This is a genomic window from Burkholderia sp. Bp9016 (assembly GCF_003857765.1).
In the GTDB taxonomy this organism is placed as follows: domain Bacteria; phylum Pseudomonadota; class Gammaproteobacteria; order Burkholderiales; family Burkholderiaceae; genus Burkholderia.
Window position 1 is genome coordinate 150,351 of the sequence record NZ_QTPY01000012.1, and the last position, 23,327, is coordinate 173,677.

Sequence of the window (23,327 nt, forward strand, 5' to 3'; positions counted from 1 at the left end):
GCGCAGCGCGGGCCGCGCATGGCGCGCGGCCCGCTTCTCCGTTTCTTTCTTCAGGCGGCCACGCGGCCGCGCGTCATCGCGTCGACGCGCGCAAGAAAATGCTCGCCGTCACGCCGTCCGAGGTCGTACGCATGCCGCATCTGCGACGGACTCGTGTAATCCCAGCTCGAAATCGGCACCTTGCTCGACGGCTGCACGTACAGCCGCCGCTGGTCGCCGTGCGCGACAGTGAACATCTGCGGACGCGGATACAGCCGCGTGACCAGCACCAGCACATCGCCCGGCGACGGGTCGAGCGCGCCGACCGGCACGTTGTCGACCATCCCGCCATCGAGCACGGGCCGCCCGCCGCGGCGCAGCACCGGCGTGAACGGCGGTGTGCACGACGACTGCAGGATCAGGTCGGCGAGTTCGTCGACAGTCGCACAGGCCTGCGCGCGCACGAACTCGGGACGAAAGCCGAGCGTGCGGCCGAGCGTCGGGTGCAGCGTCTTGCGCACGTATTTCTCGATGTTGTACGCGACGAGGCCCGCCGCGACCGCGCTGCGCGCGCCAAGCCAGCGCGGCACGTGCGACACGCCGATGCGGATCTCCGGTGCGTCGGCGAGCTGCGGGAACGGATCGCCGTAGATGTCGAGCAGCGCCTGGCGGTAGATCCGGTAATGCGGAAACACGGGCTCGCGGCTGAACAGGTTGCCCCAGTACGCGTTCTTGCGGTTGTGGCGCAGCGCTTCCTCGTAATAGCGCATCACCCACGCGGCATCGCGCGTATACAGCATGCAGGCAGTGGCGGCGCCGGCCGAAATGCCCGCGATCACGCGCGGGCGCAGCCCGAGCGCCGGCTGCGCGACGTCCCAGAAGCCGGCCTGCCACCAGCAGCGATTGCCGCCGCCCGCAAAGACGATCTGGTCGAACATCGCGCCGCTCAGCTGACGAGCGCGTAGGTCGACGTCGCGTGAACGGCCATCTTGCCGTCCTCGTCGAACAACTCGATTTCACCGAACACGAGGTTGCGGCCCATCCGCAGCACGCGCGCAGTGACGAGCACGTCGCCCTTGCGCACCGGACGCATGAAGTTGGTGTTCAGCGAAACGGTCGTCATCGGCCGGAACTCGCCGAGCGCGGCCGAGATCGCGACCACCATCGCCGTGTCGGCCGCAGCCGTGAACACCTGGCCGCAGATGATGCCGCCCGAATGACGGAATTCGCCGGAAAACGGCAGACGCATCGTGACGGTGTCGTCGCCGATCGATACGGGGACCAGACCGAGCGAGCGAACCCATGGGGCCAGCAGGCGATCGAGCAATTCGCGGACTGCGTTTTCGTCCATCTTCGGATGTCCAGAAAACGTTGCGCGACCGCCGCGCAACGCGTGTGGACGTCATCATACCGGGACCGCGCCGATAGCGATGGCTCGTTACCGCGCTGACAGCTGCCGTTGTCGTGACGAAATTTTTTGAGGAAATTTGCAGAAAGGACTTGCCAAGGGCGAAATACCCGGGCATAATCTTTCTTCTGTTGGGGGCGTTAGCTCAGTTGGTAGAGCAGCGGACTCTTAATCCGTAGGTCGAGTGTTCGAGTCACTCACGCCCCACCAGGAATTTCAAAGGCCGGTTAGCGCAAGCTAACCGGCCTTTTTCCATTTCCGCTGCCGACTCGCCCCGCCTGCATCGCGGTATCCGGCCGCATGCCTCTCCCGCACCGTTTCCGCTAGAATCGTCCGACAAATATCACACGACCGGCATCGCGATCGCCGTATCGCTGTCGGCACTGAGAGAGCATGGGACGTCAAACATGGAATCATGTGAACGAGACCGGACCATTCAGAGGGCATGGTCACGCCGGCAGCAGCGCGCAAGTCGACGCGCGCCCCCCATCCGAACGCATCCGGATCCGTCGCACAACGCGCGCAGCGAATCCGGTCATGCCACGTAAGGACACGCTCGTCGCGTTTGCACTCGGCGTTGCACTGCTCACGCTCGCAGCCGCGCTCGCCGTCACGGCCAGCAGCACGGCCGGCCAGCTGGTTCGCACACCGGGCACGGTCGTGCGCATCGTGCAGGACAGCGACGCGATGCGCGCGTACCGGCCGATCGTCGCCTACCTCTCGAACGACGGCCAGCGCCGCGAAGTCGCCGGCAATACCGCGTCGAGCGTCCCTGCGTACGACATCGGCGAAAGCGTCGACGTCCTGCTCGACCCCGCCCATCCCGGGCGCCCCGCCCTGATCGACGATTTCGCGCAACGCTGGTTTCCGGCTGCCGTGCCTGCGCTGCTCGCGGTCGTGTCGCTCTCGATCGGCAGCCTGCTGTACGTAAACGAGCGCCGCAACCGGCCGTCCGGCGCCCTGCCGCGCCGCGCCGCCGGCAAACCGGTGCGGCGCCGCTGGAACATCGCGGTCGTGCTGATCCCGATCGCGATCGGCACCGGCCTTCTGGCGGGCGCAGGCGCCGCGGGCCTGCGCCAGTGGCAGATCGCCCATCGTTACGCACGCTCGATCGGCCACGTCGTCGAGGTGGCCGGCACCGCACGCTCGTCGCTCCGTTCGGCGATCGTCGCGTTCACCACCGACAGCGGCCGTCCGATCACGTTCACGCAAGGCCCGGCGTCATCGTTCCTGGGGCTGCATGAAGGTGACGCGGTCAACGTGCTGTACGACCCCGTCACGCCGGAGCAAGCGGTCGTCGACCGGTTCTGGGATCGCTGGCGCGTCGCGGGCATCCTGTTCGCGATCGGCGCGCCGCTCTTCGTTGCCGGGCTGTTCGTCGCCGCGAGGCTGTGGCCCGAGCATCGGCTGCACGAAGTCGCCGAATGACGAATACGGAGCCGGGCCGGTAAACCGGCGCGGTTCCTGCTTCACCGCTCCCTGAACGCCTCCACCTTCGCGCGATTGCCGCACGTGCGCATGTCGCACCACCGTCGTCCGACGCCTCGGCCGCGATCGACGAAGAACCAAGTACAGCGGCCGCACTGCCGAACGCGCGCGAAATCGTCGCCGCGCAGCAGATGCTCGAACCCGAGCGCGGCCGCATCGAGCCAGCCAGACGCCGCACGCGCATCGGGCCGCCAGGCGAAGCGGCCGTCGATCGCGTCGAATGTGCTGCGCCCGATCGCATCGCGAATCGCCTCCGTGAGACGGTGCACCGCTCGCGCGCCGGCACTGCCGCCGTCGCCGGCCGTCAGATGCGCGAGCGCGACATAAGCGTCGTCGCGAAAACAGCGCAGCGAGGCGAGCTCGTCCACACCATCCTGCCGGGGGTGACTCAGAAACCGCGTCAGGTCCGCCTCCGTCAGCAAGCCCGACTTCCCGGCCCACGCGCGCACGACCGGCCAGTCGACGAACTTGTCCTCGTCGCGCGTCTTGCCCGTGTCGGCTACCGTGTTCAGGAAGTCGAGCGCCGGATGGCCGCCGACGAAATCGGCCGCGCTCCATGCATGCGCCTGTCGCTCAGGGTCGTATCGAGTAACCATTTATTTTCACCTATCGGTTTCACATCCGAACAAACCGGCGTAACCTATTAACAACCAAAACAGGTTAGCACGGAGATGCCGATGCTCGAACTTCCGAACCGCTTCGATTTCGCAGGCCACCGGATCGCATGGGGAACGCTCGGCGAAGGGCCGCCGCTGGTGCTCGTTCACGGCACGCCGTTTTCGTCGCAGGTGTGGCGACGCATCGCCCCGTGGCTCGCGCGGCGCCATCGCGTGTTCTTCTACGACCTGCTCGGCTACGGTCAGTCGGACATGCCGGATGCGGACGTATCGCTCGGCCGGCAGAACGCGCTGTTCGGCGCGATGCTCGACGCATGGAACATCGTTCGCCCGCGCGTGCTCGCACACGACTACGGCGGGGCAACCGTGCTGCGTGCGCATTTCCTCGACGGCATTGCGTATTCCGACCTGACGCTCGTGAACCCGGTCGCGATCGCGCCGCAAGGCTCGCCGTTCGTGCGGCACGTCGCGCAGCATGAAGCCGCGTTCGCCGGCCTGCCGGCCTATGCGCATCACGCGCTCGTGTCGGCCTATATCGGCAATGCGGTCGCGCGGCCGTTGAGCGACGACGTGCTGTCGATCTACCGTTCGCCATGGCTCACGCCCGCCGGCCAATCCGCGTTCTATCGGCAAATCGCGCAGATGCGCCAGCGCTACGTCGAGGAAGCCGAAGCCCGTTATGCGCGGCCGGACTTTCCGGTACGCATCGTGTGGGGCGAGGACGACGGATGGATTCCGCTCGAACAGGGGCAGGCACTCGCCGATCGCATCGCGGGCGGCAAGCTGATCCGCGTACCACGCGCGGGGCACCTCGTTCAGGAGGATGCGCCGGAAGCGATCGTCGCGGCGGTGCTAGACGGGCACACGCGCGGTTGATCGCCGCCGCTGCCGCGCGGCACGTCAGAGGGCCGGCGCGCCTTGCGCGAGCGTCGCGACAAACTTCGCGGTGCGCGGATCGCGCGGCCGGCCGAACAACTCGTGCGATGCACCGGCTTCGACTACGCGGCCTTCCGCGAGAAACACCGCATCGTGCGCAACCGATGCGGCCAGACGCAGATCATGCGTGGCCATCAGCATGGTCGTGCCTTCGCGCGCGAGCTGGCGCAGCACCTCGACAACTTCGACGGACAGCTCGGGATCGAGCGCCGACGTCGGTTCGTCGCACAGCAGCACCTGCGGCGACGGCGCGAGCGCACGCGCGATCGCGACGCGCTGCTGCTGCCCGCCCGACAACGTAGCGGGCCACGCGTCGGCCTTGTCCGCGATGCCGACCTTGTCGAGCAACGCGAGCGCGCGTTCACGTGCCTGCTCGCGCGGCCAGCGCTGCACGGTCACGAGCCCTTCCATCACGTTCTGCACGACGCTCAGGTGCGGAAACAGCTGGAAATTCTGGAACACCATGCCGGTCTGCCGCCGCACCGCGAACACAGCGTCGCGCGACAGCCGGTGCTCCGCCGTGAATTCGATGCGTACGTCACCGACCGCGAGCGTGCCTGTCTCCGGCACTTCGAGCAGGTTCACGCAGCGCAGCAGCGTGCTCTTGCCGCTGCCGGAAGGCCCGATCAGCGCCGTCACGCTGCCGGGCTGCAATGCGAGGTCGATCGCGCTCAACACGCGATGCGCGCCGAACGACTTGTCGATGCGTTCGAGACGAATCATCGCAACTCCGCGTGAAACAGCGCGTGACGGCCGAAACGGAGTTCGAGGCGACGTTGCAGCGTGGACAGCACCGAGCTGAACAGCAGATAGATCAATGCGGCTTCGGTGTAGAGGATCAGCGGCTCGTAGGTCACGGCCGCGATGCGCTGCGCGGCCTGGAAGATCTCCGGCACGGTCAGCACGGCCGCGAGCGACGTGTCCTTCACGAGCGAGATGAACGAATTCGACAGCGCAGGCAGCGCGACGCGCGCGGCCTGCGGCAGGATCGCGCGGCGCAGCGCCTGCGCGCGCGTCATCGCCATCGAATATGCGGCTTCCCATTGCCCCTTCGGGATCGATTCGATCACGCCGCGAATCACCTCGGCGTTGTACGCACCGACGTTCAGCGAGAAGCCGATCACGGCGGCGGTCAAAGGATCGAGCACGATGCCGACGTTCGGTAATCCGTAGAAGATCACGAACAACTGCACGAGCAGCGGCGAACCGCGAAACAGCCAGATGTAGAAGCGTACGCCGGCCTGCGCCCAGCGCGGCCCGAACAGGCGCGCGAGCGCCGCGCCGAACGCCAGCAGCAGCCCGATGGCGAACGACACGAGCGTGAGCGGAACCGTGAACACGAGCCCCGCGACGAGCAGGGGCCGCAGCGATTCCGCCATCAAGTGCAGCCAGGGCGGCATCGTTCAGCCTCGCATCACGGCTGCGACAGGTCGCGGCCGAAATACTTCTGCGAGATCTTCGCGTAGGTGCCGTCGGCCTTGATGTCCGCGAGCGCCTTGTCGATCGCGGCCACCAGCGCGGGGCTGCCCTTGCGCAGCAGCACGCCCGAGGCATCGCCGGCGCCGGTCGTGTCGGTCGCCGCGATCTTCAGTTTCGCATCGGGCTTGTGCTTGCGGAAATCGAGGTACGACAGCGAGTCGTTGATCGTCGCGTCGACGCGCCCCGAGCTCAGCAAATCGATCGACTCGTTGAAGCCCTGCACCGGCACCACGTCCGCGCCGTGCGCGGCCGCGAGCTTGCCGAAATTGCTCGTCAGCGTGTTCGCGGATTTCCTGCCCTTCAGATCGTCGAACGAGCGGATCGACGTGTTGTCCGCGCGCACGATCAGCACCGCGTGCGACGTGATGTACGGCGTCGAGAAATCGTATTTCGCCTTGCGCGCCTCGGTGATCGACACTTCGTTGACGACCGCGTCGTAGCGGTTCACGTCCAGGCCTGCGATCAGCCCGTCCCACTTGCCCTCGACGAATTCTGGCTTCACGCCGAGCCGCTGCGCGATCGCGGTCGCGATGTCGACGTCGAAGCCGGTCAGCTTGCCCGTCGCGTCGTGATACGTGAACGGTGCATACGTGCCTTCGGTGCCGATCCGGAACACGCCGGCCGACTTGATCTGCGCCAGGTCGTCGGCAGCGAGCGCACTCGTGGCCGCGACGGCCTGCAGCATCGCGACGACCAGGATGGAGCGGAGGATTTTCATGATGCGGACCCCGAATGATTGAAGGGAGTGATCCCGCCGGCGCACGTGCGCCGTTCGAGAGGTCCGCGAATTCTACCGATGCGGGCAAGCCCGGCAAAAACGCAAATCGGCTAACGATATGAGCCGATCGAATAACGCCCGCACCGGCCGTGAAACCGGTGCGGGCGCGAATGTCGACACATTACGTGCGACTTACCACGGCAGCGAATAGGTCTTCGTATTCGTGAAGCTCTTCATCGCTTCCTGCACGCCTTCCTTGTAGCCGAGACCCGAATCCTTCACGCCGCCGAACGGGGTCAGTTCGAGCCGGAAGCCCGGCACCTCGCGCACGTTCACGCTGCCGACTTCGAGCTCCGTGATGAAGCGCGTGATGCTGTCGAAGCGGTTCGTGCAGACCGACGACGACAACGCATAGTCGGTGCTGTTCGACATCCGGATCGCCTCGTCGATGTCGCGAAAGCGCATGATCGGCGACACGGGCCCGAACGTCTCGTACTTCACGAGCGGCATGTCCGGCGTCACGCGATCGACGACGGTCGGCGAATACAGCGCGCCGTCGCGCACGTTGCCGACCAGCAGGCGCGCGCCGCGTGAAATCGCATCGTTCACCTGCTGCTCGCAGAACTTCGCGGCCGCTTCGTCGATCACCGTGCCCATGTCGACCGACGGATCGGCCGGGTTGCCGTACGCCCACGCGCGGGTCTTCTCGACCACCAGCTCGGTGAAACGATCGGCCACCGCCTCGTGCACGAGCATCCGCTTGATCGCGGTGCAGCGCTGCCCCGAGTTCTTGTACGAGCCCGACACCGCAAGCGTGCTCGCCTCGTCGAGATCGGCATCCTCCATCACGATGATCGGGTCGTTGCCGCCGAGCTCGAGTACCGCGCGCCGGTAGCCCATCCGCGACGCGATCGACTTGCCGATCGACACGCCGCCGGTAAACGTGATCAGGTCGATCGCCGGGTTCGTGATCAGTTCGTCCGCGATTTCCTTCGGGTCGCCGGTAATCACCTGCAGCATCTGCGGCGGCAGGCCCGCTTCGTACAGGATGTCCGCGAACAGGTAGCACGACAGCGGCACCTTCTCCGATGGCTTCACGACGATCCGGTTGTTGGTCGCGACCGACGGCACGACCTTGTGCGCGACCTGGTTCATCGGATGGTTGAACGGCGTGATCGCGGAAATCACGCCGAGCAGCGGCTCGCGCTGCGTGTATACACGGCGCTTCTTGCCGTGCGGCGTCAGGTCGCACGAGAAGATCTGCCCGTCGTCCTTCAGCACTTCACCCGCGCCGAACGTGAGTACGTCGGCGACGCGCCCCGCTTCATACGTCGAATCCTTGATGCACAACCCGGCTTCGGCCGTGATCAGCTCGGCGATCTCGGCGGTGCGCGCACGCACGATGTCGGCCGCACGGCGCAGGATCGCCGCCCGCTCGTGGCGCGTGAGCGACGGCCGGTACGCGCGGGCGACCGCGAATGCGCGCCGCACGTCGTCGAGCGTCGCCTTCGGCACGGTGCCGACGAGCGAGCCGTCGTACGGGTTTCGTATCTCGATCACCGCGTCGCGATGGATCCGTTCACCATCGATTCGCAGTGCTTCACGATGAAGCGCGCGAACATCCGTCGATGCTGCAATGGCGTTCATGAGTGTCTCCCTGGCGGATACCTGCGTATCACTGCAGATGGTTGAGCGCGATGTCGATGATGTCGAAGTTGCGCAGCCGCGCGCGGCCCGAGACGTCGGTCGCGACCGGCTTGCTGAAGATCAGCGGCACGATCTGCTCGGATAGCCCGCCGTGCGAGCGCAGCGGCACGTCGAGGCCGGACAGGTCGTGCTTGATGCGGCGCGTGCCAAGCACGACGTCCTGCTGCGAGATCACGATCAGGTCGCCCATCCGCGCCGGCGGCAGCTCGAACCGCGCGCAGCCTTCGGCCCCCGTCAGCACGACCTCGATGCCGTCCACCGCGGCGAGCCGCGCGCGCAGCGCGTCGGCATCGGCGGAATCCGGCACGTAGACCGTCGCGAACGAGCCGAGCGCGCCATGGTGAACGACGTACGGATCGGTGATCGGCAGGATCACGCGCGCCGCATCGTGGCCGAGCCACTCGTCGAACAGCTCCTGCAGGTAGATCACGTTCGGCTCGCCGGTCTCGCCGTCGTGCTTCGCGTTCATCCCGTGGTCGGCCGTGATCGCGACGATCGCGCCGAGTTCGTCGAGGCGCTTCAGGTACTTGTCCATCATCTGGTAGAACGCGTTCGCGCCGTCCGTGCCGGGTGCGCACTTGTGCTGCACGTAGTCGGTGGTCGACAGGTACATCAGGTCGATCGGGCGCGTCTCGAGCAGGCGCACGCCGGCCGCGAACACGAATTCCGACAGGTCTGCGCTGTACACGCTCGGCACCGGCTTGCCGACCAGTTCGAGCACGTTGTCGATGCCGTTTTCCTCGATGCTCGCCTCGTCGGCCTTTTCCGACGAGAAGCAGATGCCCTTGAGCCCCTTGCCGAGCAGGCGGCGCAGCTTGTCCTTCGCGGTGACGACCGCGACGCGCGCGCCCTGTTCCGCGAAGGTCGCGAGCACGGTGGGCGCGACGAGGTACTTCGGATCGTTCATCAGCACCTCGGCGCCGGTGTCGCGATCGTAGAAATAGTTGCCGCTGATCCCGTGGATCGCCGGCGGCACGCCGGTCACGATCGACAGGTTGTTCGGGTTCGTGAAGCTCGGCACCACGCACTCGCCCTTGAGCGCCGTGCCCGGCTTCAGCAGCGTGCGCAGGAACGGCGCAACGCCGGCCTCGGCCGCCATCTCGAGATATTCATAGGCGCAGCCGTCGACGCAGACGACCACCACGGGCCGGCTCATCCAGTTGTAGCGACGGCCGTTCACTTCCACGGATACAGGCGTTTCAGTCATGACGTTCAGTCCTTTCGGTTCGAAGGGGGTTGAGCTGTCGGCGCCCGCGCCGCGCCGAGGAGGTGTTTTCCATGCTTGACATTAAAATTGATGATTTGTAGATTGTCAACAACATGCAGAGAACAAAAAGCAAACCACGGAAGCACGAGGAAGTACGAAGAGGGCTGGTCTCCACTCATCCGCCGCGTGCCGCGGCGCCATAGTCAAGGGGTCTGAAGATGAACGAAGTGCCGGTACACAAGCGTTTGAACGGATGGGCGACGGGCGCGGCGCGTCTTGCGCTTGCCGCCGTGGTCGCGCTCGGCGCGGCGCAGGCGGCGCACGCGAAGACTTCGCTGCTCGTCTACACCGCGCTGGAAGACGAGGCGATGAAGCCCTACAAGGACGCGTTCGAGAAGGCGAACCCCGGCGTCGAGATCCGCTGGGTGCGCGACTCGACCGGCTCGGTCACCGCGAAGCTGCTCGCCGAAAAGAACAACCCGCGCGCGGACGTCGTGCTCGGCCTCGCCGCATCGAGCCTCACGCTGCTCGACTTGCAGGGGATGTTGATGCCGTACGCACCGAAGGGCTTCGACCAGCTCACGCGCAAGTACAGCGACGCGAACACGCCGCCGCACTGGGTCGGCATGGACGTATGGGGCGCGACGATCTGCTACAACCGCGTCGCCGCGCAGGCGAAGAACATTCCGAAGCCGACGTCGTGGGAAGACCTGACGAAACCGATCTACAAGGGCGCGATCGTGATGCCGAGCCCGGTGTCGTCGGGCACCGGCTATCTCGACGTCACGGCGTGGCTGCAGACCTTTGGCGACGACCGCGGCTGGAAATTCATGGACGCGCTCGACAAGAACGTCGCGCAGTACGTGCACTCGGGCTCGAAGCCGTGCACGCTCGCCGGCACCGGCGAGTTCCCGATCGGCATCTCGTTCGAATTCCGCGGCCACGAACTGCAGGCGCAGGGCGCACCGATCGACCTGGTGTTCCCGAAGGAAGGCCTCGGCTGGGACATGGAAGGCACGGCGATCATGAAGACGACCAAACAGCCGGACGCCGCGAAGAAGCTTGCCGACTTCATGGCGAGCAAGGAAGCGAACGAGATCACCGCGCGCTGGTGGGCGATCGTCGCGTACCCGGGTGTCGCGCGCAAGCTCTCCGGCATCCCCGACAACTATTCGGACCTGCTCGTGAAGAACGACTTCGTGTGGTCCGCGAAGAACCGCCTGTCGATTCTCGACACCTGGCAGAAGCGCTACGGGGCGAAGGCGCAGCAATGACCCGGCAGTAACGCCGCACCCGGCAGCGGGGCCGCGTCGCGCGCCGCCCCGCATCCCTTCCCATCGTCGTATCCGGGCCGCCGGCGGGCCGCCCGCAGCGTGGAGGCGTGCATGGCACCCTATCTGAGCGTAGAACGCATCGAAAAGCGGTACAACGACACACAGGTCCTCACCGACATCAACCTGAGCGTGATGAAGGGCGAGATGATCTGCTTCCTGGGGCCGTCCGGCTGCGGGAAAACCACGCTGCTGCGGATCATCGCGGGGCTCGAGGCGCAAAACGCCGGCCGCATCATGCAGGACGGCCGCGACATCTCGCGGCTGCCGCCGCAACTGCGCGACTACGGGATCGTGTTCCAGTCGTACGCGCTGTTTCCGAACCTCACCGTCTACGACAACGTCGCGTACGGGCTCGTGAACCGCAAGATGAAGCGCGAGGTGATCCACGAGCGCGTGCACACGCTGCTCGCGCTCGTCGGCCTGCCCGACAGCCATCGCAAGCATCCGGGTCAGTTGTCCGGGGGCCAGCAGCAGCGCATCGCACTCGCGCGCGCCCTGGCGACGTCGCCCGGCCTGTTGCTGCTCGACGAACCGCTGTCGGCGCTCGACGCACGCGTGCGCGTGCGGCTGCGCCAGGAGATCCGCGCGCTGCAGCAGCGGCTCGGTGTGACGACGATCATGGTCACGCACGACCAGGAAGAAGCGCTGTCGATGGCCGACCGCATCGTCGTGATGAACCACGGCGTGATCGAGCAGATCGGCACGCCGCTCGAAATCTATCGGCAGCCCGCGTCGCCATTCGTCGCGGACTTCATCGGCCGCGTCAACACGATTCCCGCTGAAGTCGCGCAGGACGGCACGCTGCGCGCCGGCGGCGTCGGCTTCGACTGCCGGCATGGCGTCACCCGGCCAGCGCAGGGCACGGCCGTGTCGGTCTACGTGCGCCCCGAGGATCTGCGCATCCGCATTCCGGGCGAGACGGCCGACAACGTGCTGGCCGGCCGCGTCGAGAAGCTCGAATTCCTCGGCGCATTCTGCCGTGTGAGCTTCCGGATCGACGGGCTCGACGGCCAGGAGATCGTCGCCGACCTGTCGTATCACGACGTCGATCGCACCGGCGTGCAGGCCGGCGCGCGGGTCGACCTCGCGCTCGATCGAGAGCATGTGCGCGTGTTTCCGAGTGCGAAGGAGCGACTGCAATGAGCGCCGTCCTCACCGAACGCCGCCGCAGCGCGGCCGCCCCCGCCGACGTGCGGCAGATCACGCACTGGCACGACCGCGTCGCGCAGCTCGCGCTCGTCGCGATGGCCGCGCTGATGTCGCTGTTCCTGCTGCTGCCGCTCGCGCTCGTCGTGCAGAAATGCTTCGTCGATGCGGACGGGCACTTCGTCGGCGCGCACAACTTCGTCGAGTATCTCGAGGACAGCGGCGTGCTGCGCTCGATGCTGCATTCGCTGACAGTCGGCGCACTCGTCACGGCAATCGTCGTGCCGATGGCGTTCACGTTCGCGTATGCGCTGACGCGCTCGTGCATGCCGCTGAAGCATGCCGCGCGCACGATCGCGCTGCTGCCGCTGCTCGCGCCGACGCTGCTGTCCGCCGTGTCGTTCATCTACTGGTTCGGCAACGCGGGGCTGCTCAAACCGCTGCTGCACGGCCATTCGATCTACGGGCTGCCGGGCATCGTCGCAAGCATGGTGTACGCGTCGTTCCCGCACGTGCTGATGATCCTCGTCACCGCGCTGTCGCTTGCGGACGGTCGGCTCTACGAGGCCGCCGACGCGATGGGCACGAGCCGCACGCGCAAGTTCTTCACGATCACGCTGCCCGGCGCGAAGTACGGGCTGATCAGCGCGACGATGGTCGCGTTCACGATGTGCATCAACGACTTCGGCGTGCCGGTGGTGATCGGCGGTTCGTACAACGTGCTGTCGACCGACATCTACAAGCTGATCATCGGGCTGCAGGACTTCAACCGCAGCGCGGTCGTGAGCCTGATGCTGCTGTGCCCGGCGCTCGTCGCGTTCGGCGTGGACTACTTCATCCGCCGCCGCCAGCAGTCGCAGCTCGGCGCGCGCTCGACGCCGTACCAGCCGAAGCCGTCGCGCGGCTTCGACGCCGCGATGCTCGCGTACTGCGCGCTGGTGTGCGCGTTCTTCATCGCGGTGGTCGGCATCTCGGTGTTCGCGTCGTTCGTGAAGTTCTGGCCGTACCAGATGAGCCTCGGGCTGCAGCACTACAAGATGGGGTTGATCGGTGCCGGCATCTTCGACGCGTACAAGAACAGCCTGCGGATGGCGGCAACCGTCGCGCTCGGCGGCACGATCGTCGTGTTCGGCGGCGCCTACCTGATCGAGAAGACGCGCGGCGCGCGCTGGCTGCGCGGCTTCATCAGCCTGTGCGCGATCCTGCCGATGGGCGTGCCCGGCCTCGTGCTCGGCATCAGCTACATCTTCCTGTTCAACGCGCCCGGCAATCCGCTGAACGGGCTGTACGGGACGCTGTGGCTGCTCGCGATCGTCACGGTCGTCCACTACTACGCGTCGAGCCACCTGACCGCCGTCACCGCGCTGCGGCAGATCGACAGCGAGTTCGAGGCCGTGTCGGCGTCGCTGAAGGTGCCGTTCTACAAAACCTTCGTGCGCGTGACCGTGCCCGTATGCCTGCCCGCGATCCTGCTGATCGCGCGCTACCTGTTCGTCAACGGGATGACGACCGTCTCCGCCGTCGCGTTCCTCTATTCGCCGGACACGCAACCCGCATCCGTCGCAATCCTGAACCTCGACGACGCGGGCCAGATGGGACCGGCCGCCGCAATGGCGACGCTCGTGCTCGCGACCTCGTCGCTCGCGTGCGTGCTGTTCGCCTGCATCTCGCACCGTCTGTTGCGCCGCACGCAGGCCTGGCGCAATCCGCATCGCCGTTGATCCATTAGCCGCATTCACGTGACGTCCCGACTTCACCCAGGAGACACCATGACGCTCGCCACCCAGCCCATCTTGCTCACCCCCGGCCCCCTGACGACCTCGGACCGCACGCGCGACGCGATGCTGCGCGACTGGGGATCGTGGGACAGCGACTTCAATGCGATCACCGCACGGCTGCGCGAGCGGCTGCTGCAGATCGTGCACGGCGAAGGCACGCACGAATGCGTGCCGCTGCAAGGCAGCGGCACATTCTCGGTCGAGGCGGCCATCGGCACGCTCGTGGCACACGACGGCCACGTGCTGGTGCCGAACAACGGCGCGTACTGCCAGCGCCTCGCGAAGATCTGCCGCGTGCTCGGCCGCCAGCTCACGACGATCGACTACAGCGAGGACCGCCGCGTCGATCCGGCCGACGTCGAGCGCGCGCTCGCCGCCGATCCGACCATCACGCACGTCGCGCTCGTGCACTGCGAAACCGGCGCCGGCGTACTGAACCCGCTGCACGACGTCGCGCAGGTCGTCGCGAAGCACGGCCGCGGGCTGATCGTCGATGCAATGAGCTCGTTCGGCGCGATCGACATCGACGCGCGCACGACACCGTTCGACGCGGTGATCGCCGCGTCCGGCAAATGCCTCGAAGGCGTGCCGGGGCTCGGCTTCGTGATCGCGAAGCGCAGCACGCTCGAACGTTGCGAAGGCAACAGCCATTCGCTCGCGATGGACCTGTACGACCAGTGGGTGTACATGCAGCGCACGACGCAATGGCGCTTCACGCCGCCGACGCACGTGGTCGCGGCGCTCGACGCCGCCGTTGCGCAATACGTCGACGAAGGCGGCCTCGCCGCGCGCGGGGGCCGCTATCAGCGCAACTACCGCGCGCTGATCGACGGGATGCTCGCACTCGGTTTCCGGCCCTTCCTCGATCCGGCGATCCAGGCACCGATCATCGTCACGTTCCATGCGCCGGACGATCCGAATTACGACTTCAAGCGCTTTTATCAGGAGGTCAAAAAGCGTGGGTACATTCTGTATCCGGGCAAGCTGACCGAAGTCGACACGTTCCGCGTCGGCTGCATCGGCCACTTCGGCGAAGCCGGCATTCCGGGCGCCGTCGCCTCGATCGCCGACACGCTGAAGGCGATGGGCGTGCGCCGCGTATCCGCCGAAGCAGCCGCCTGAACGCGCTGTACCGGGCCGCACGGCGGCGCACGGCTTCCCGCCGCGCGTCGCCATGCGTTGGTTTCGCTTTCGTTTTTCTCCCCCGTGCGCGGCACGGCAGACCGACTTCTACTGGCACGACACCCGATGCGACCCTTCTGGATCGAACAAGCACTGTTCAATGACGGCGATCTCGCACCCGCCCTGCAGGACGCGACGCAGGCCGACGTCTGTATCGTCGGCGGCGGCTTCACGGGACTCTGGACCGCGATCCAGGCAAAGCAGCAGAACCCTGCGCTCGACATCGCGATACTCGAGGCCGACCTGTGCGGCGCCGGCGCGAGCGGGCGCAACGGCGGGTGCCTGCTCACGTGGTCCGCGAAATTCCTGACGCTGCGGCGGCTGTTCGGCGAAGCGGAGGCGATCCGGCTCGTGAAGGCGTCGGAAGCGGCCGTCCAGCACATCGCCGACTTCTGCCGTGCGCACGGCATCGATGCCGAGCTGCGGCTCGACGGCACGCTGTACACCGCCACATCCCGCGCGCAGGTCGGCACGCTCGCGCCGGTCCTCGACGCGCTCGCCGCGTGCGGGATCCACAGCTACGAGCCGCTGCCGGCAGCCGAAGTCGCGCGCCGCTCGGGTTCCGCGCGCAATCTCGACGGCGTGTACTCGCCGATCGCCGCGACCGTGCATCCGGGCAAGCTGGTGCGCGGGCTGCGCCGCGTCGCGCTCGCGATGGGGATCCGGATCTACGAGCGCACGCCGCTCGTCGACTTCACGGCGGGGCAACCGGCCGTCGTGCGCACGCCGTCCGGCAGCGTGCGCGCGGGCAAGCTGGTATTCGCGATCAATGCGTGGATGGCGAGCCGCTTCCCGCAGTTCGAGCGCACGATCGCGGTGGTGTCGAGCGACATGGTCATCACCGAGAAATGCCCGGCGCTGCTCGAGCAGACCGGGCTCGTGGACGGCGTGTCGGTGCTCGATTCGCGGATCTTCGTGTACTACTACCGCACGACCGCCGACGGCCGGCTGATGCTCGGCAAGGGCGGCAACACGTTCTCGTGGCGCAGCCGCATCGCGCCGGTGTTCGACCGGCGCTCGCCGTACGAGGCGCAGCTCACGCGGAGCCTGCGCGAATTCTTCCCGTCGCTCGCGGGCGTGCCGGTCACCGCGAGCTGGAACGGCCCGTCGGACCGCTCGGTGACGGGCTTCCCGTTCTTCGGCCGCCTCGACGACGCGCCGAATGTGTTCTACGGCTTCGGCTATTCGGGCAACGGCGTCGGGCCGACCTACATGGGCGGGCAGATTCTGTCGTCGCTGGTGCTCGGCCTCGACAACGCGTGGACGCGCAGCCCGATCGTGCGCGGCCCGCTCGGGGCTTTCCCGCCGGAGCCGATTCGTTATGTCGGCGCGCACATCGTGCGCAACGCGATCCGCCGCAAGGAACGCGCGGAGGACGAGAGCCGGCAGCCGGCGATGGTCGACACGTGGCTCGCGAAGTTTGCGAGTGCGGCAGGGAAGGCAGACAAGGCGTGATCACTAGTGCGCCGGCGACTCGCACGCCGAACATCATCAACTTCGAACCGACGGCCGTCAGGCGCCGCCAGACAAGCAGGGCCGTGCAAACCGGCGACTCAACAACGAAAATGATCCACGGCCGCCCCGCCCTTGCGTCGCCATGTGCAGGACAAGTCACGCAGCCGCTCACGCGCGAGCTTTCTCTCGCGCCGCCTTGCCCGTTGCGGGCAACCCCTGTTCGTGCGTGCGGCGCATCCGCGCGAGACCGTGCGCGACGTGCTCGCGCACGAGCGCAACCGCCTTCTCCTCGTCGCCGCCGGCGAGCGCCTGCACGATCTTGTCGTGCTCGGCCGCCGACACCGCGATCGCATCCTCCTCGGCTTCGATCGCGGCCTGGCGCAGCAGCCCAAGCTGGCGCACGAGCCGGCGGTAGGTATCGGTGAGATGCGTATTGCCGACACCGACCACCATCGCATCGTGGAACTGCACGTTCAGCTCGGTATAGCGCGTGACGTCGTGCGTCTTCGCCGCATCCTTCATCGACTGGATGATGCCCTTCAGCACCTTCAGCGTATCGGGCGAAATGCGCTTCGCGAGCGCACGCGCGACCGATTCGTCGAGCATCGCGCGAACTTCGTAGATCTCCTCGGCTTCGCGCAGCGGCACGATGCGCACCGTCACGCCGCGGTTCTTCTCGTTGCGCAGCAGCCCGGCCTGCTCGAGCGCGCGGAATGCCTCGCGCACGGGGCCGCGCGACACGTTCAGCCTGGTCGCGATATCGACTTCGTTGAGTTTCTCGCCAGGTGCATACTCGCCTGACACGATCGCGCGCTCGAGCATGTCCTGGACAATCATCGCAAGCGACTGGCTTTGCAGGAGTTCGATGGCGTTGAGCGCGTTCAGGGCAGTCATGGTCGGCAGGCAGCAAAGCTGCGAATGAAAACGAGGGCGCCATATCGGCGAATGATCCTTGTATACCCTCGCTCCGATACATTGTCAACAGTTTTCAGTTTCCAAAAACCAATCCCGCGTGCCGGAATGCGAACGGAACCGATCGGCACGCGTGGTAACGCGCTTCGGCGGACGGCCCCGCCGAAGCGCGCAGCACCTGCCTGCCGTCAGGCCGTCTGCTTGACCGGCCCCGGATCGCTCTGGCTCGGCCGGCCCGTCTCGACGTGGCCCGCGAAGCGGCGCATGACCTTGTCGTCGCCGCCGCGCAGCGTCGTCGCGGTGATCGTCAGATCGTACCAGCCGTGGCTCGACGACAGCTCGAAGTGATCCTCGATGCGCTCGCCCGGCGCCAGCGTGTAGCTGCGCGCATGCGCGTGGCTGTACGCGTTGTCGACCACCACGCTGCAGCTCGCGCGGCCGCTGTTGCGCAGTTGCAGGTACACGTGGCGGTTGCGCACGTCGTAGCCGATCTTCGCTTCCGGGTTCGCGTGGCGGGCGTCAGCAGCCAGCCGCGTATTGCCCTGGAATTCGCACAGATAGCCGTTCGGGCCGTACGCGGCGAGATGGTAGTCGCCGCCCGCGGCCGACGTGCTCCACGTATCGGCGAATCGGTCGTGCGACGACACCGCATAGCGGCGCGGCGGCGTCGCCGGATTGCGGCGGTCGTACACGTAGAACGCGGCGCCCGCATCGCCCGAGTTCGCGAAATCGAGCGACACGCTGTCGTCGCGGCCGTTCACGCGGGCATGCACGAACAGCTCGTACGGCAGCGCGCGTGCCGGACGCGTGCCCGCTTCCTGCGCCGGCATCGACTGCTGCGCGGGCACCTGGTACGCCTGGCCGGCCGTCGCGATGTGCTGCGGCACCGTGAAGCTCACCGTGCGCGTGTCGGGGCGCGCGGAGAAGTCGAACGCCGACGTGAGGTCGCCGCAGATCGACCGGCGCCATGCGCTGATGTTCGGCTCCTTCACGCCGAAGCGCGCTTCGAGGAAACGCAGCACCGACGTATGGTCGAACGTCTCCGAGCAGACCCAGCCGCCCTTCGTCCACGGCGAAATGATGATCAGCGGCACGCGCGGCCCGAGGCCGATCGGCTGGATGCCGCCCGGGTCCGCACCCGGCACGAGCGGGCTCATCTCGCCCGGGTACTTGTTCAGGTCGAGCTGTTCGTCGCCGAGGCTCGACAGCAGGTTCGACGACACGATGCCCTGGCCGCCCACGCCGCTCGTGACCGGAGGCACCGGCGGCACGACGTGGTCGAACAGCCCGTCGTTCTCGTCGTAGTTCAGGATGAACACCGTCTTCGCCCATACCTCGGGGTTCGACGTCAGCGCTTCGAGCACCATGTTGATATAGAACGCGCCGTCGGTCGGCGACGCCTGCGGGTGCTCGCTGTACTTGTACGGCGCGACGATCCACGACACCTGCGGCAGCCGGTTCGCCTGCACGTCCGCCTTCAGTTCGGCGAGCGTGTGATCCGACGCGCCCTTGTCGACGAGCGGGCCGCTCGCGCCTTCCTTGACCTGGAAGCGCTTGAAGAACATCAGCGAATTGTCGGTGTAGTTGTCGGTCGGGTCGCCCGGGATGCCGGTGCCGCCCTGGTACACCTTCCAGCTGATCTTCGCGTTCTCGAGGCGTTCCGCGTAGGTCGTCCACGTGTAGCCGTTCACGTCGTCGCGCTCGCCGATGCCCGGGCCGTTCGGCGGGTTGCCGTAGACGTTGCGCGGGTCGATCGTGCCGGTCCACAGGTAGATGCGGTTCGGCGCCGTGTCGGCGTGCGCGGAGCAGAAATACGAATCGCAGATCGTGAACGCGTCGGCGAGCGCGTAGTGGTACGTGAGGTCCTGGCGCTTCAGGTAGCCCATCGTCAGCACGTCCTGCTTCTGGTTCACCCACTGGTCCCACTGGCCGTTGTTCCAGGACAGGTGGCCGCTGCTCCAGCCGTGGTTGGTGCCAGGCTGGAATTCGGTCGTCTGCTTCGGGTCGAGGTAGAACGGCAGCACGTACGGCGCGGCCGGATCGAGCCCGCGCGAATGGTAGTTCTTCGTGAACACCGACGCCGGCGGCTGCTGCCACACCGGCGCGCCGCTCGGCAGCAGGTGCGGGCGCGGGTCGTTGAAGCCGCGCACGCCGCGCAGCCCGCCGAAGTAATGGTCGAACGAGCGGTTTTCCTGCATGAAGATCACGACGTGCTCGACGTCGCGGATCGTGCCGGTGCGATACGCGGCCGGCATGGCCAGCGCGTTGCGGATGGCCGGCGGGAAGCCGGCGTAGGCGGCCATCGCGCCGGCCGACTGGGCGGCGAGGCGCAGGAAATCGCGTCGATTGGTGGCGGACATGAAGAAGATCCTGTTTGTCGTAGGAGGGATGGCGCCGGTCGAGCAGGGCCGGCGGTCGGTGCGTTGCCGCTATTAGTCCGCACCGGCATGTCCCGGCCGTGACCGGTTCCAGCAGGTTTCTTGCGCTCACCCCCAGCTTTTTTGCGAAGCGGCGCACGACGCGCCTTTCATCCGGCCGACACATGCGCACGCTACGCTGACGCGCGATGAAGAGGGGAGAAGCCGAGTCGTGTTCGATCAGCTGAAGGCGTTCCATGCGACCGTCCGGCAGGGCAGCATCACGCGCGCCGCGCGCCACCTCGGCGTGAGCCAGCCGACGATCGCCGCGCAGATCCGGCAGGTCGAGCAGTTGTACGGCGTCGAGTTGTTCTACCGCAGCGGCCGCAAGCTCGAGGTCACCGAGACCGGCATCGAGCTGCTGCCGCTCGTCGAGAAGATGATCGCACTCGAAGCGCAGGCCGACATCATGCTGCGCAACATCGGCGGCCTGTTCGAAGGTCAGCTGCGGATCGGCGCGACCGGGCCGTACTACATCATGGATGCGGTCGGCCGTTTCTCGCATGCGCATCCGTCAATCGCGCTCACGTGCCGGATCGGCAATTCCGAGGAAATCCTGCAGGCGCTGCACGAATTCCGCATCGACCTCGCGGTGTCGTCGCAGCGCAATGACGCGGAAGGCCTCGAGCGCAAGGTGATCTCGACCGATCCGCTGGTGCTCGTCGTGCATCGCGACCATCCGCTCGCGCGCTTCGACGCGATCGACGCCGCTCAGCTCGCCGACGTGCGGCTGCTGATTCGCGAGGAAGGCTCGGTCACGCGCCGCTGCACGGAGACGATCCTCGCATCGGCCGGCGTCGCGGCCACCTCGGTCGCCGAGATCGGCAGCCGCGAAGCGATCCGCGAGGCCATCCTGCACGGCGTCGGCGGGAGCCTCTTTCCACGCGGCGAGGCCGAGCGTCATCCGGACCTGCGCGTCATCGAACTGCGCGGTGTCGAGACGACGATCGACGAATACGTGTACTACCTGAAGGCGCGCCGCCACAGCCCCGCGATCGATGCGTTCCTCGCGTGCATCCTGCCGGCCGGCAATGAAGCGGCCGATACGACGCGCAGGGCGCGCACGGCGCTGCGGGTGACCGCGCGCTGAATGCGCGTGCGGACACCGTCGCCCGCGCCACGCCGGCCGGCGCACATCACTTCGGCAGCGCCGGGATCATCCATGTCAGCACGTGCTGCTGCAGGAACACCAGCACGCCGAGCAGCAGCATGAGAATCACGCTGTGCCAGAAGGTACGCGCGAACACGACGCCCTCCTGCCCTTTCAGATCGGTCGTCGACACGCCCGTCGCGATGTTCTGCGGCGAGATCATCTTGCCCATCACGCCGCCGGACGAGTTGGTCGCGGCCATCAGCACCGGGTCGAAGCCGAGCTGCCGTGCGGCGACGACCTGCAGGTTGCCGAACAGCGCATTGCCCGACGTGTCGCTGCCGGACAGGAACACCGCGATCCAGCCGAGCGACGCCGACACGAGCGGGAACAGCGCGCCGGTCGACGCGACGCCGGTGCCGAGCGTGTAGCTGATCCCCGAGTAGTTCAGCAGGTACGCGAGGCCGACGATCATCATCACCGTGACGATCGCGATCCACGTTTGCCGCCACGTCTTGACCACGCATTCGAGGAACGCGCCGATGCCCGTGCGCGTCAGCACGGCCGTGATGATTGCCGCCACGAGGATCGCGGTGCCGGTGCCGAGCGGCTGGAAGTCCCAGATCGCCGCATACGGCTTGTGGTACAGCGACACGAACACCGTGTTGTGCAGGCCCGGCCACTTGATCTTCACGTCGCCGATCGCGGCGATGTTCGCGTGCACCCAGACGATCACGACCACCGAAACGACGATCCACGGCAGCCAGCCGCCGAAGCCCGCGCGCGCGGCGCCGGCCGTGGCGGGCACGCTGCGCGCGAGTGCGTATTGCGGATCGGGCTGCGGCTTCCACACCTGCAGGAAACCGATCGTGACGATCAGCGACGTGAGCGACGACAGCACGTCGGTGAGTTGATAGCCGAGGAAGTTCGACGTGACGAACTGCGCGATCGCGAAGCTGCCGCCGGACACGAGCAGCGCGGGCCACAGCTTCGCAATCGAGCGCAGGCCGCCGTACGCGCCGACCACGTAGAACGGCAGCAGCAGCGCGAAGAACGGCAGTTGCCGGCCGACCATCGCGGCAAGCGTGGTCGGCGGCAGCGACGTGACCGCGCCGAGCACGGTGATCGGCACGCCGAGCGCGCCGAACGCGACCGGCGCCGTGTTGAACAGCAGCGTGTAGGTGAGCGCTTCGAGCGCGGGGAAGCCGAGTGCGATCAGCAGCGCGCTGGTGATTGCGACCGGCGTGCCGAAGCCCGAGATCCCTTCGAGCAGGCAGCCGAACGAAAACGCGACGACGAGCAGCACGAGGCGCCGGTCGTCGGGCAGGTTGTCGAGCATCCACTGCCGGAACTGGTCGAAGCGGCCCGACTTCACCGCGATGTTGTAAAGCAGCAAGGCGTTGAAAACGATCCACATCACGGGCACGACCGCGAGCGCCATGCCGGCGCCGACCGCGTTGAACGCGAGGCCGGCCGGCATGCCCCACGCGCCGATCGCGACCGCGAGGCCGGCGACGAGTCCGGCCAGCGACGCCTGCCACGCCGGCCGGCGCAGCACGCCGAGTGCGATCAGCGCGACCGCGATCGGGATCACCGCAACGAGAAACGAAAGGAACAGCGAGTTGGCGACGGGCGTCAACGGCTGTGCGAACAGGATGCCGGGCGGCAGGGCGGCAGTAGGATTCATCGTGTCTCCGTTGTCGATCGGATGTCGGCGGGATGATGCGCGTCAGCGCCCGACCCCGTCCCGTATCAAACGTGCGTTCCACGGCGGTGAAGATCGTCCGACGCTTGCGCATGCAACCATGCGACAGCGCCGACCGACCGGTCGCTTAAAAGAGGTTAGGAGGCGCATCGCGCTTGCACAAGGGGGGACAAGCCCGATGCGCGGCGCCCGCGACAAGCCGCCGGCCGCACGATGAACGGCGAATGGCGGCTGGCTGACGAGCGCGCCAGTCAGCCGCCGTCGCAATGTTGCTCAGCCGGCAAAGGTGCCTGACGGCGAGCGGGATGTTTCGTTTGGCGTCCGAAGCCTAGACTGGCTGCATCGATTCCGCCCGCGCCGACGAATGCGCGGCTCCGGAACTTCACGGAGCAAACACGATGAAAACCATGAAACTTGCGGCCTGTGCGTTACTGCTGATCGGCTCGGCCGTGGCCGCCCAGGCACAGGCACAGGCACAGGCCACATCGACGCTGACGCGTGCCGAAGTTCGTCAGGAACTCGTGGAATTGCAGGCCGCCGGCTATCGGACGAGTCTCGCCAGCAGTCCCGACTTTCCGCAAAACATGCAGGAAGTCATGCAGCGTGCCGCGCAGACGCGCGGCGACGCGGCCGGCTACGGCAGCGACGGCCGTGCAAATGTGGAATCGGGAAAGCCCGCACTGCCACAGGTGGTCGATCGCGACACTTACGCGCATCACTGAAGCGGGAGAAACCGTGGCGCACGCGTGAACGCGCGGCGCCCCGGCCC

At 67.0% G+C, this 23,327-nt stretch carries 20 protein-coding genes and 1 tRNA gene; 10 read left to right on the top strand and 11 right to left on the bottom strand.

Annotation, left to right across the window (positions count from 1 at the left end; translation table 11 throughout):
* Positions 1 to 50: 50 nt before the first annotated feature.
* Both DIE13_RS16765 and DIE13_RS16770 read right to left on the bottom strand, forming a co-directional pair.
* Entirely contained in the window at positions 51 to 917 is an 867-nt protein-coding gene (locus DIE13_RS16765) for a patatin-like phospholipase family protein (protein WP_124828213.1), read from the bottom strand.
* Positions 918 to 925: 8 nt separating this feature from the next.
* Entirely contained in the window at positions 926 to 1,330 is a 405-nt protein-coding gene (locus DIE13_RS16770) for a PaaI family thioesterase (protein ID WP_124828214.1), read from the bottom strand.
* A 191-nt stretch (positions 1,331 to 1,521) separates the two neighbouring features.
* Here DIE13_RS16770 and DIE13_RS16775 point away from each other — a divergent pair.
* Positions 1,522 to 1,597, top strand: a tRNA-Lys gene (locus tag DIE13_RS16775).
* 327 nt (positions 1,598 to 1,924) lie between these two features.
* A complete protein-coding gene (locus DIE13_RS16780) occupies positions 1,925 to 2,815 on the top strand; it encodes a DUF3592 domain-containing protein (RefSeq protein ID WP_390680294.1) in 891 nt (296 codons plus the stop codon).
* Between the two features lie 41 nt (positions 2,816 to 2,856).
* On the opposite strand, the gene DIE13_RS16785 is transcribed toward DIE13_RS16780, so the two are convergent.
* Entirely contained in the window at positions 2,857 to 3,471 is a 615-nt protein-coding gene (locus DIE13_RS16785; RefSeq protein WP_124828216.1) for a CGNR zinc finger domain-containing protein, read from the bottom strand.
* A gap of 81 nt (positions 3,472 to 3,552) precedes the next feature.
* Between DIE13_RS16785 and DIE13_RS16790 the strand changes: the two genes are divergently transcribed.
* Complete coding sequence (locus tag DIE13_RS16790) at positions 3,553 to 4,368, top strand: alpha/beta fold hydrolase (protein WP_124828217.1); 816 nt, start codon at positions 3,553 to 3,555, stop codon at positions 4,366 to 4,368.
* A 24-nt stretch (positions 4,369 to 4,392) separates the two neighbouring features.
* Here DIE13_RS16790 and DIE13_RS16795 read toward each other — a convergent pair whose 3' ends face one another.
* The 5 genes from DIE13_RS16795 to phnA form a co-directional block, all read right to left on the bottom strand.
* A complete protein-coding gene (locus DIE13_RS16795) occupies positions 4,393 to 5,151 on the bottom strand; it encodes an amino acid ABC transporter ATP-binding protein (protein WP_124828218.1) in 759 nt (252 codons plus the stop codon).
* Positions 5,148 to 5,828, bottom strand: coding sequence for an amino acid ABC transporter permease (locus DIE13_RS16800; RefSeq protein WP_124828219.1), 681 nt, complete (start codon positions 5,826 to 5,828; stop codon positions 5,148 to 5,150). Before DIE13_RS16800 ends, DIE13_RS16795 begins: the two co-directional genes overlap by 4 nt.
* Positions 5,829 to 5,842: 14 nt before the next feature.
* Positions 5,843 to 6,625: an amino acid ABC transporter substrate-binding protein gene (locus DIE13_RS16805; protein ID WP_124828220.1), complete on the bottom strand. Its 783-nt coding sequence runs from the start codon at positions 6,623 to 6,625 to the stop codon at positions 5,843 to 5,845.
* A 192-nt stretch (positions 6,626 to 6,817) separates the two neighbouring features.
* Positions 6,818 to 8,272 carry a phosphonoacetaldehyde dehydrogenase gene (gene phnY, locus DIE13_RS16810; RefSeq protein ID WP_124828221.1) on the bottom strand — a complete coding sequence of 485 codons (1,455 nt, stop codon included), beginning with the start codon at positions 8,270 to 8,272 and terminating at the stop codon, positions 6,818 to 6,820.
* A 28-nt stretch (positions 8,273 to 8,300) separates the two neighbouring features.
* Positions 8,301 to 9,539: a phosphonoacetate hydrolase gene (gene phnA / locus DIE13_RS16815; protein WP_124828222.1), complete on the bottom strand. Its 1,239-nt coding sequence runs from the start codon at positions 9,537 to 9,539 to the stop codon at positions 8,301 to 8,303.
* Positions 9,540 to 9,757: 218 nt separating this feature from the next.
* On the opposite strand from phnA, the gene DIE13_RS16820 reads away from it, so the two are divergent.
* The 5 genes from DIE13_RS16820 to DIE13_RS16840 all read left to right on the top strand — a co-directional run bounded on the left by DIE13_RS16820 (position 9,758) and on the right by DIE13_RS16840 (position 16,434).
* Entirely contained in the window at positions 9,758 to 10,813 is a 1,056-nt protein-coding gene (locus tag DIE13_RS16820) for a putative 2-aminoethylphosphonate ABC transporter substrate-binding protein (RefSeq protein ID WP_124828223.1), read from the top strand.
* A 111-nt stretch (positions 10,814 to 10,924) separates the two neighbouring features.
* On the top strand, positions 10,925 to 12,016 hold the full coding sequence (locus DIE13_RS16825) for a putative 2-aminoethylphosphonate ABC transporter ATP-binding protein (protein WP_124828224.1): 1,092 nt from the start codon (positions 10,925 to 10,927) through the stop codon (positions 12,014 to 12,016).
* Positions 12,013 to 13,740, top strand: a complete 1,728-nt coding sequence (locus DIE13_RS16830) for a putative 2-aminoethylphosphonate ABC transporter permease subunit (RefSeq protein ID WP_124828225.1) — start codon at positions 12,013 to 12,015, stop codon at positions 13,738 to 13,740. Before DIE13_RS16825 ends, DIE13_RS16830 begins: the two co-directional genes overlap by 4 nt.
* Positions 13,741 to 13,788: 48 nt before the next feature.
* Positions 13,789 to 14,919: a 2-aminoethylphosphonate--pyruvate transaminase gene (locus tag DIE13_RS16835; protein ID WP_124828226.1), complete on the top strand. Its 1,131-nt coding sequence runs from the start codon at positions 13,789 to 13,791 to the stop codon at positions 14,917 to 14,919.
* Between the two features lie 126 nt (positions 14,920 to 15,045).
* Positions 15,046 to 16,434, top strand: coding sequence for an FAD-dependent oxidoreductase (locus DIE13_RS16840; protein ID WP_124828227.1), 1,389 nt, complete (start codon positions 15,046 to 15,048; stop codon positions 16,432 to 16,434).
* 168 nt (positions 16,435 to 16,602) lie between these two features.
* Here the strand turns inward: DIE13_RS16840 and DIE13_RS16845 are convergent, their stop codons facing one another.
* Together DIE13_RS16845 and DIE13_RS16850 are read right to left on the bottom strand one after the other, a co-directional pair.
* On the bottom strand, positions 16,603 to 17,328 hold the full coding sequence (locus DIE13_RS16845; protein WP_124828228.1) for a phosphonate utilization associated transcriptional regulator: 726 nt from the start codon (positions 17,326 to 17,328) through the stop codon (positions 16,603 to 16,605).
* 206 nt (positions 17,329 to 17,534) lie between these two features.
* Positions 17,535 to 19,706 (bottom strand): phosphocholine-specific phospholipase C, encoded by a 2,172-nt coding sequence (locus DIE13_RS16850; RefSeq protein ID WP_124828229.1) that lies wholly within the window; start codon positions 19,704 to 19,706, stop codon positions 17,535 to 17,537.
* A 229-nt stretch (positions 19,707 to 19,935) separates the two neighbouring features.
* Here DIE13_RS16850 and DIE13_RS16855 point away from each other — a divergent pair, with 229 nt between their 5' ends.
* On the top strand, positions 19,936 to 20,853 hold the full coding sequence (locus tag DIE13_RS16855) for a LysR family transcriptional regulator (RefSeq protein ID WP_124828230.1): 918 nt from the start codon (positions 19,936 to 19,938) through the stop codon (positions 20,851 to 20,853).
* Positions 20,854 to 20,899: 46 nt separating this feature from the next.
* Here DIE13_RS16855 and DIE13_RS16860 read toward each other — a convergent pair whose 3' ends face one another.
* The gene (locus tag DIE13_RS16860) at positions 20,900 to 22,540 is read right to left on the bottom strand and encodes an L-lactate permease (RefSeq protein ID WP_124828231.1); all 1,641 of its coding nucleotides are present in this window, start codon (positions 22,538 to 22,540) and stop codon (positions 20,900 to 20,902) included.
* A 416-nt stretch (positions 22,541 to 22,956) separates the two neighbouring features.
* Here DIE13_RS16860 and DIE13_RS16865 point away from each other — a divergent pair, with 416 nt between their 5' ends.
* Positions 22,957 to 23,280, top strand: a complete 324-nt coding sequence (locus DIE13_RS16865; RefSeq protein WP_124828232.1) for a DUF4148 domain-containing protein — start codon at positions 22,957 to 22,959, stop codon at positions 23,278 to 23,280.
* Positions 23,281 to 23,327 lie beyond the last annotated feature (47 nt).

Bases quoted from the DNA above. Each gene is read 5' to 3' on its own strand.
- DIE13_RS16765 (WP_124828213.1), bottom strand. From the start codon at position 917: ATGTTCGACCAGATCGTCTTTGCGGGCGGCGGCAATCGCTGCTGGTGG.
- DIE13_RS16770 (WP_124828214.1), bottom strand. From the start codon at position 1,330: ATGGACGAAAACGCAGTCCGCGAATTGCTCGATCGCCTGCTGGCCCCA.
- DIE13_RS16780 (WP_390680294.1), top strand. From the start codon at position 1,925: ATGCCACGTAAGGACACGCTCGTCGCGTTTGCACTCGGCGTTGCACTG.
- DIE13_RS16785 (WP_124828216.1), bottom strand. From the start codon at position 3,471: ATGGTTACTCGATACGACCCTGAGCGACAGGCGCATGCATGGAGCGCG.
- DIE13_RS16790 (WP_124828217.1), top strand. From the start codon at position 3,553: ATGCTCGAACTTCCGAACCGCTTCGATTTCGCAGGCCACCGGATCGCA.
- DIE13_RS16795 (WP_124828218.1), bottom strand. From the start codon at position 5,151: ATGATTCGTCTCGAACGCATCGACAAGTCGTTCGGCGCGCATCGCGTG.
- DIE13_RS16800 (WP_124828219.1), bottom strand. From the start codon at position 5,828: ATGCCGCCCTGGCTGCACTTGATGGCGGAATCGCTGCGGCCCCTGCTC.
- DIE13_RS16805 (WP_124828220.1), bottom strand. From the start codon at position 6,625: ATGAAAATCCTCCGCTCCATCCTGGTCGTCGCGATGCTGCAGGCCGTC.
- phnY (WP_124828221.1), bottom strand. From the start codon at position 8,272: ATGAACGCCATTGCAGCATCGACGGATGTTCGCGCGCTTCATCGTGAA.
- phnA (WP_124828222.1), bottom strand. From the start codon at position 9,539: ATGACTGAAACGCCTGTATCCGTGGAAGTGAACGGCCGTCGCTACAAC.
- DIE13_RS16820 (WP_124828223.1), top strand. From the start codon at position 9,758: ATGAACGAAGTGCCGGTACACAAGCGTTTGAACGGATGGGCGACGGGC.
- DIE13_RS16825 (WP_124828224.1), top strand. From the start codon at position 10,925: ATGGCACCCTATCTGAGCGTAGAACGCATCGAAAAGCGGTACAACGAC.
- DIE13_RS16830 (WP_124828225.1), top strand. From the start codon at position 12,013: ATGAGCGCCGTCCTCACCGAACGCCGCCGCAGCGCGGCCGCCCCCGCC.
- DIE13_RS16835 (WP_124828226.1), top strand. From the start codon at position 13,789: ATGACGCTCGCCACCCAGCCCATCTTGCTCACCCCCGGCCCCCTGACG.
- DIE13_RS16840 (WP_124828227.1), top strand. From the start codon at position 15,046: ATGCGACCCTTCTGGATCGAACAAGCACTGTTCAATGACGGCGATCTC.
- DIE13_RS16845 (WP_124828228.1), bottom strand. From the start codon at position 17,328: ATGACTGCCCTGAACGCGCTCAACGCCATCGAACTCCTGCAAAGCCAG.
- DIE13_RS16850 (WP_124828229.1), bottom strand. From the start codon at position 19,706: ATGTCCGCCACCAATCGACGCGATTTCCTGCGCCTCGCCGCCCAGTCG.
- DIE13_RS16860 (WP_124828231.1), bottom strand. From the start codon at position 22,540: ATGAATCCTACTGCCGCCCTGCCGCCCGGCATCCTGTTCGCACAGCCG.
- DIE13_RS16865 (WP_124828232.1), top strand. From the start codon at position 22,957: ATGAAAACCATGAAACTTGCGGCCTGTGCGTTACTGCTGATCGGCTCG.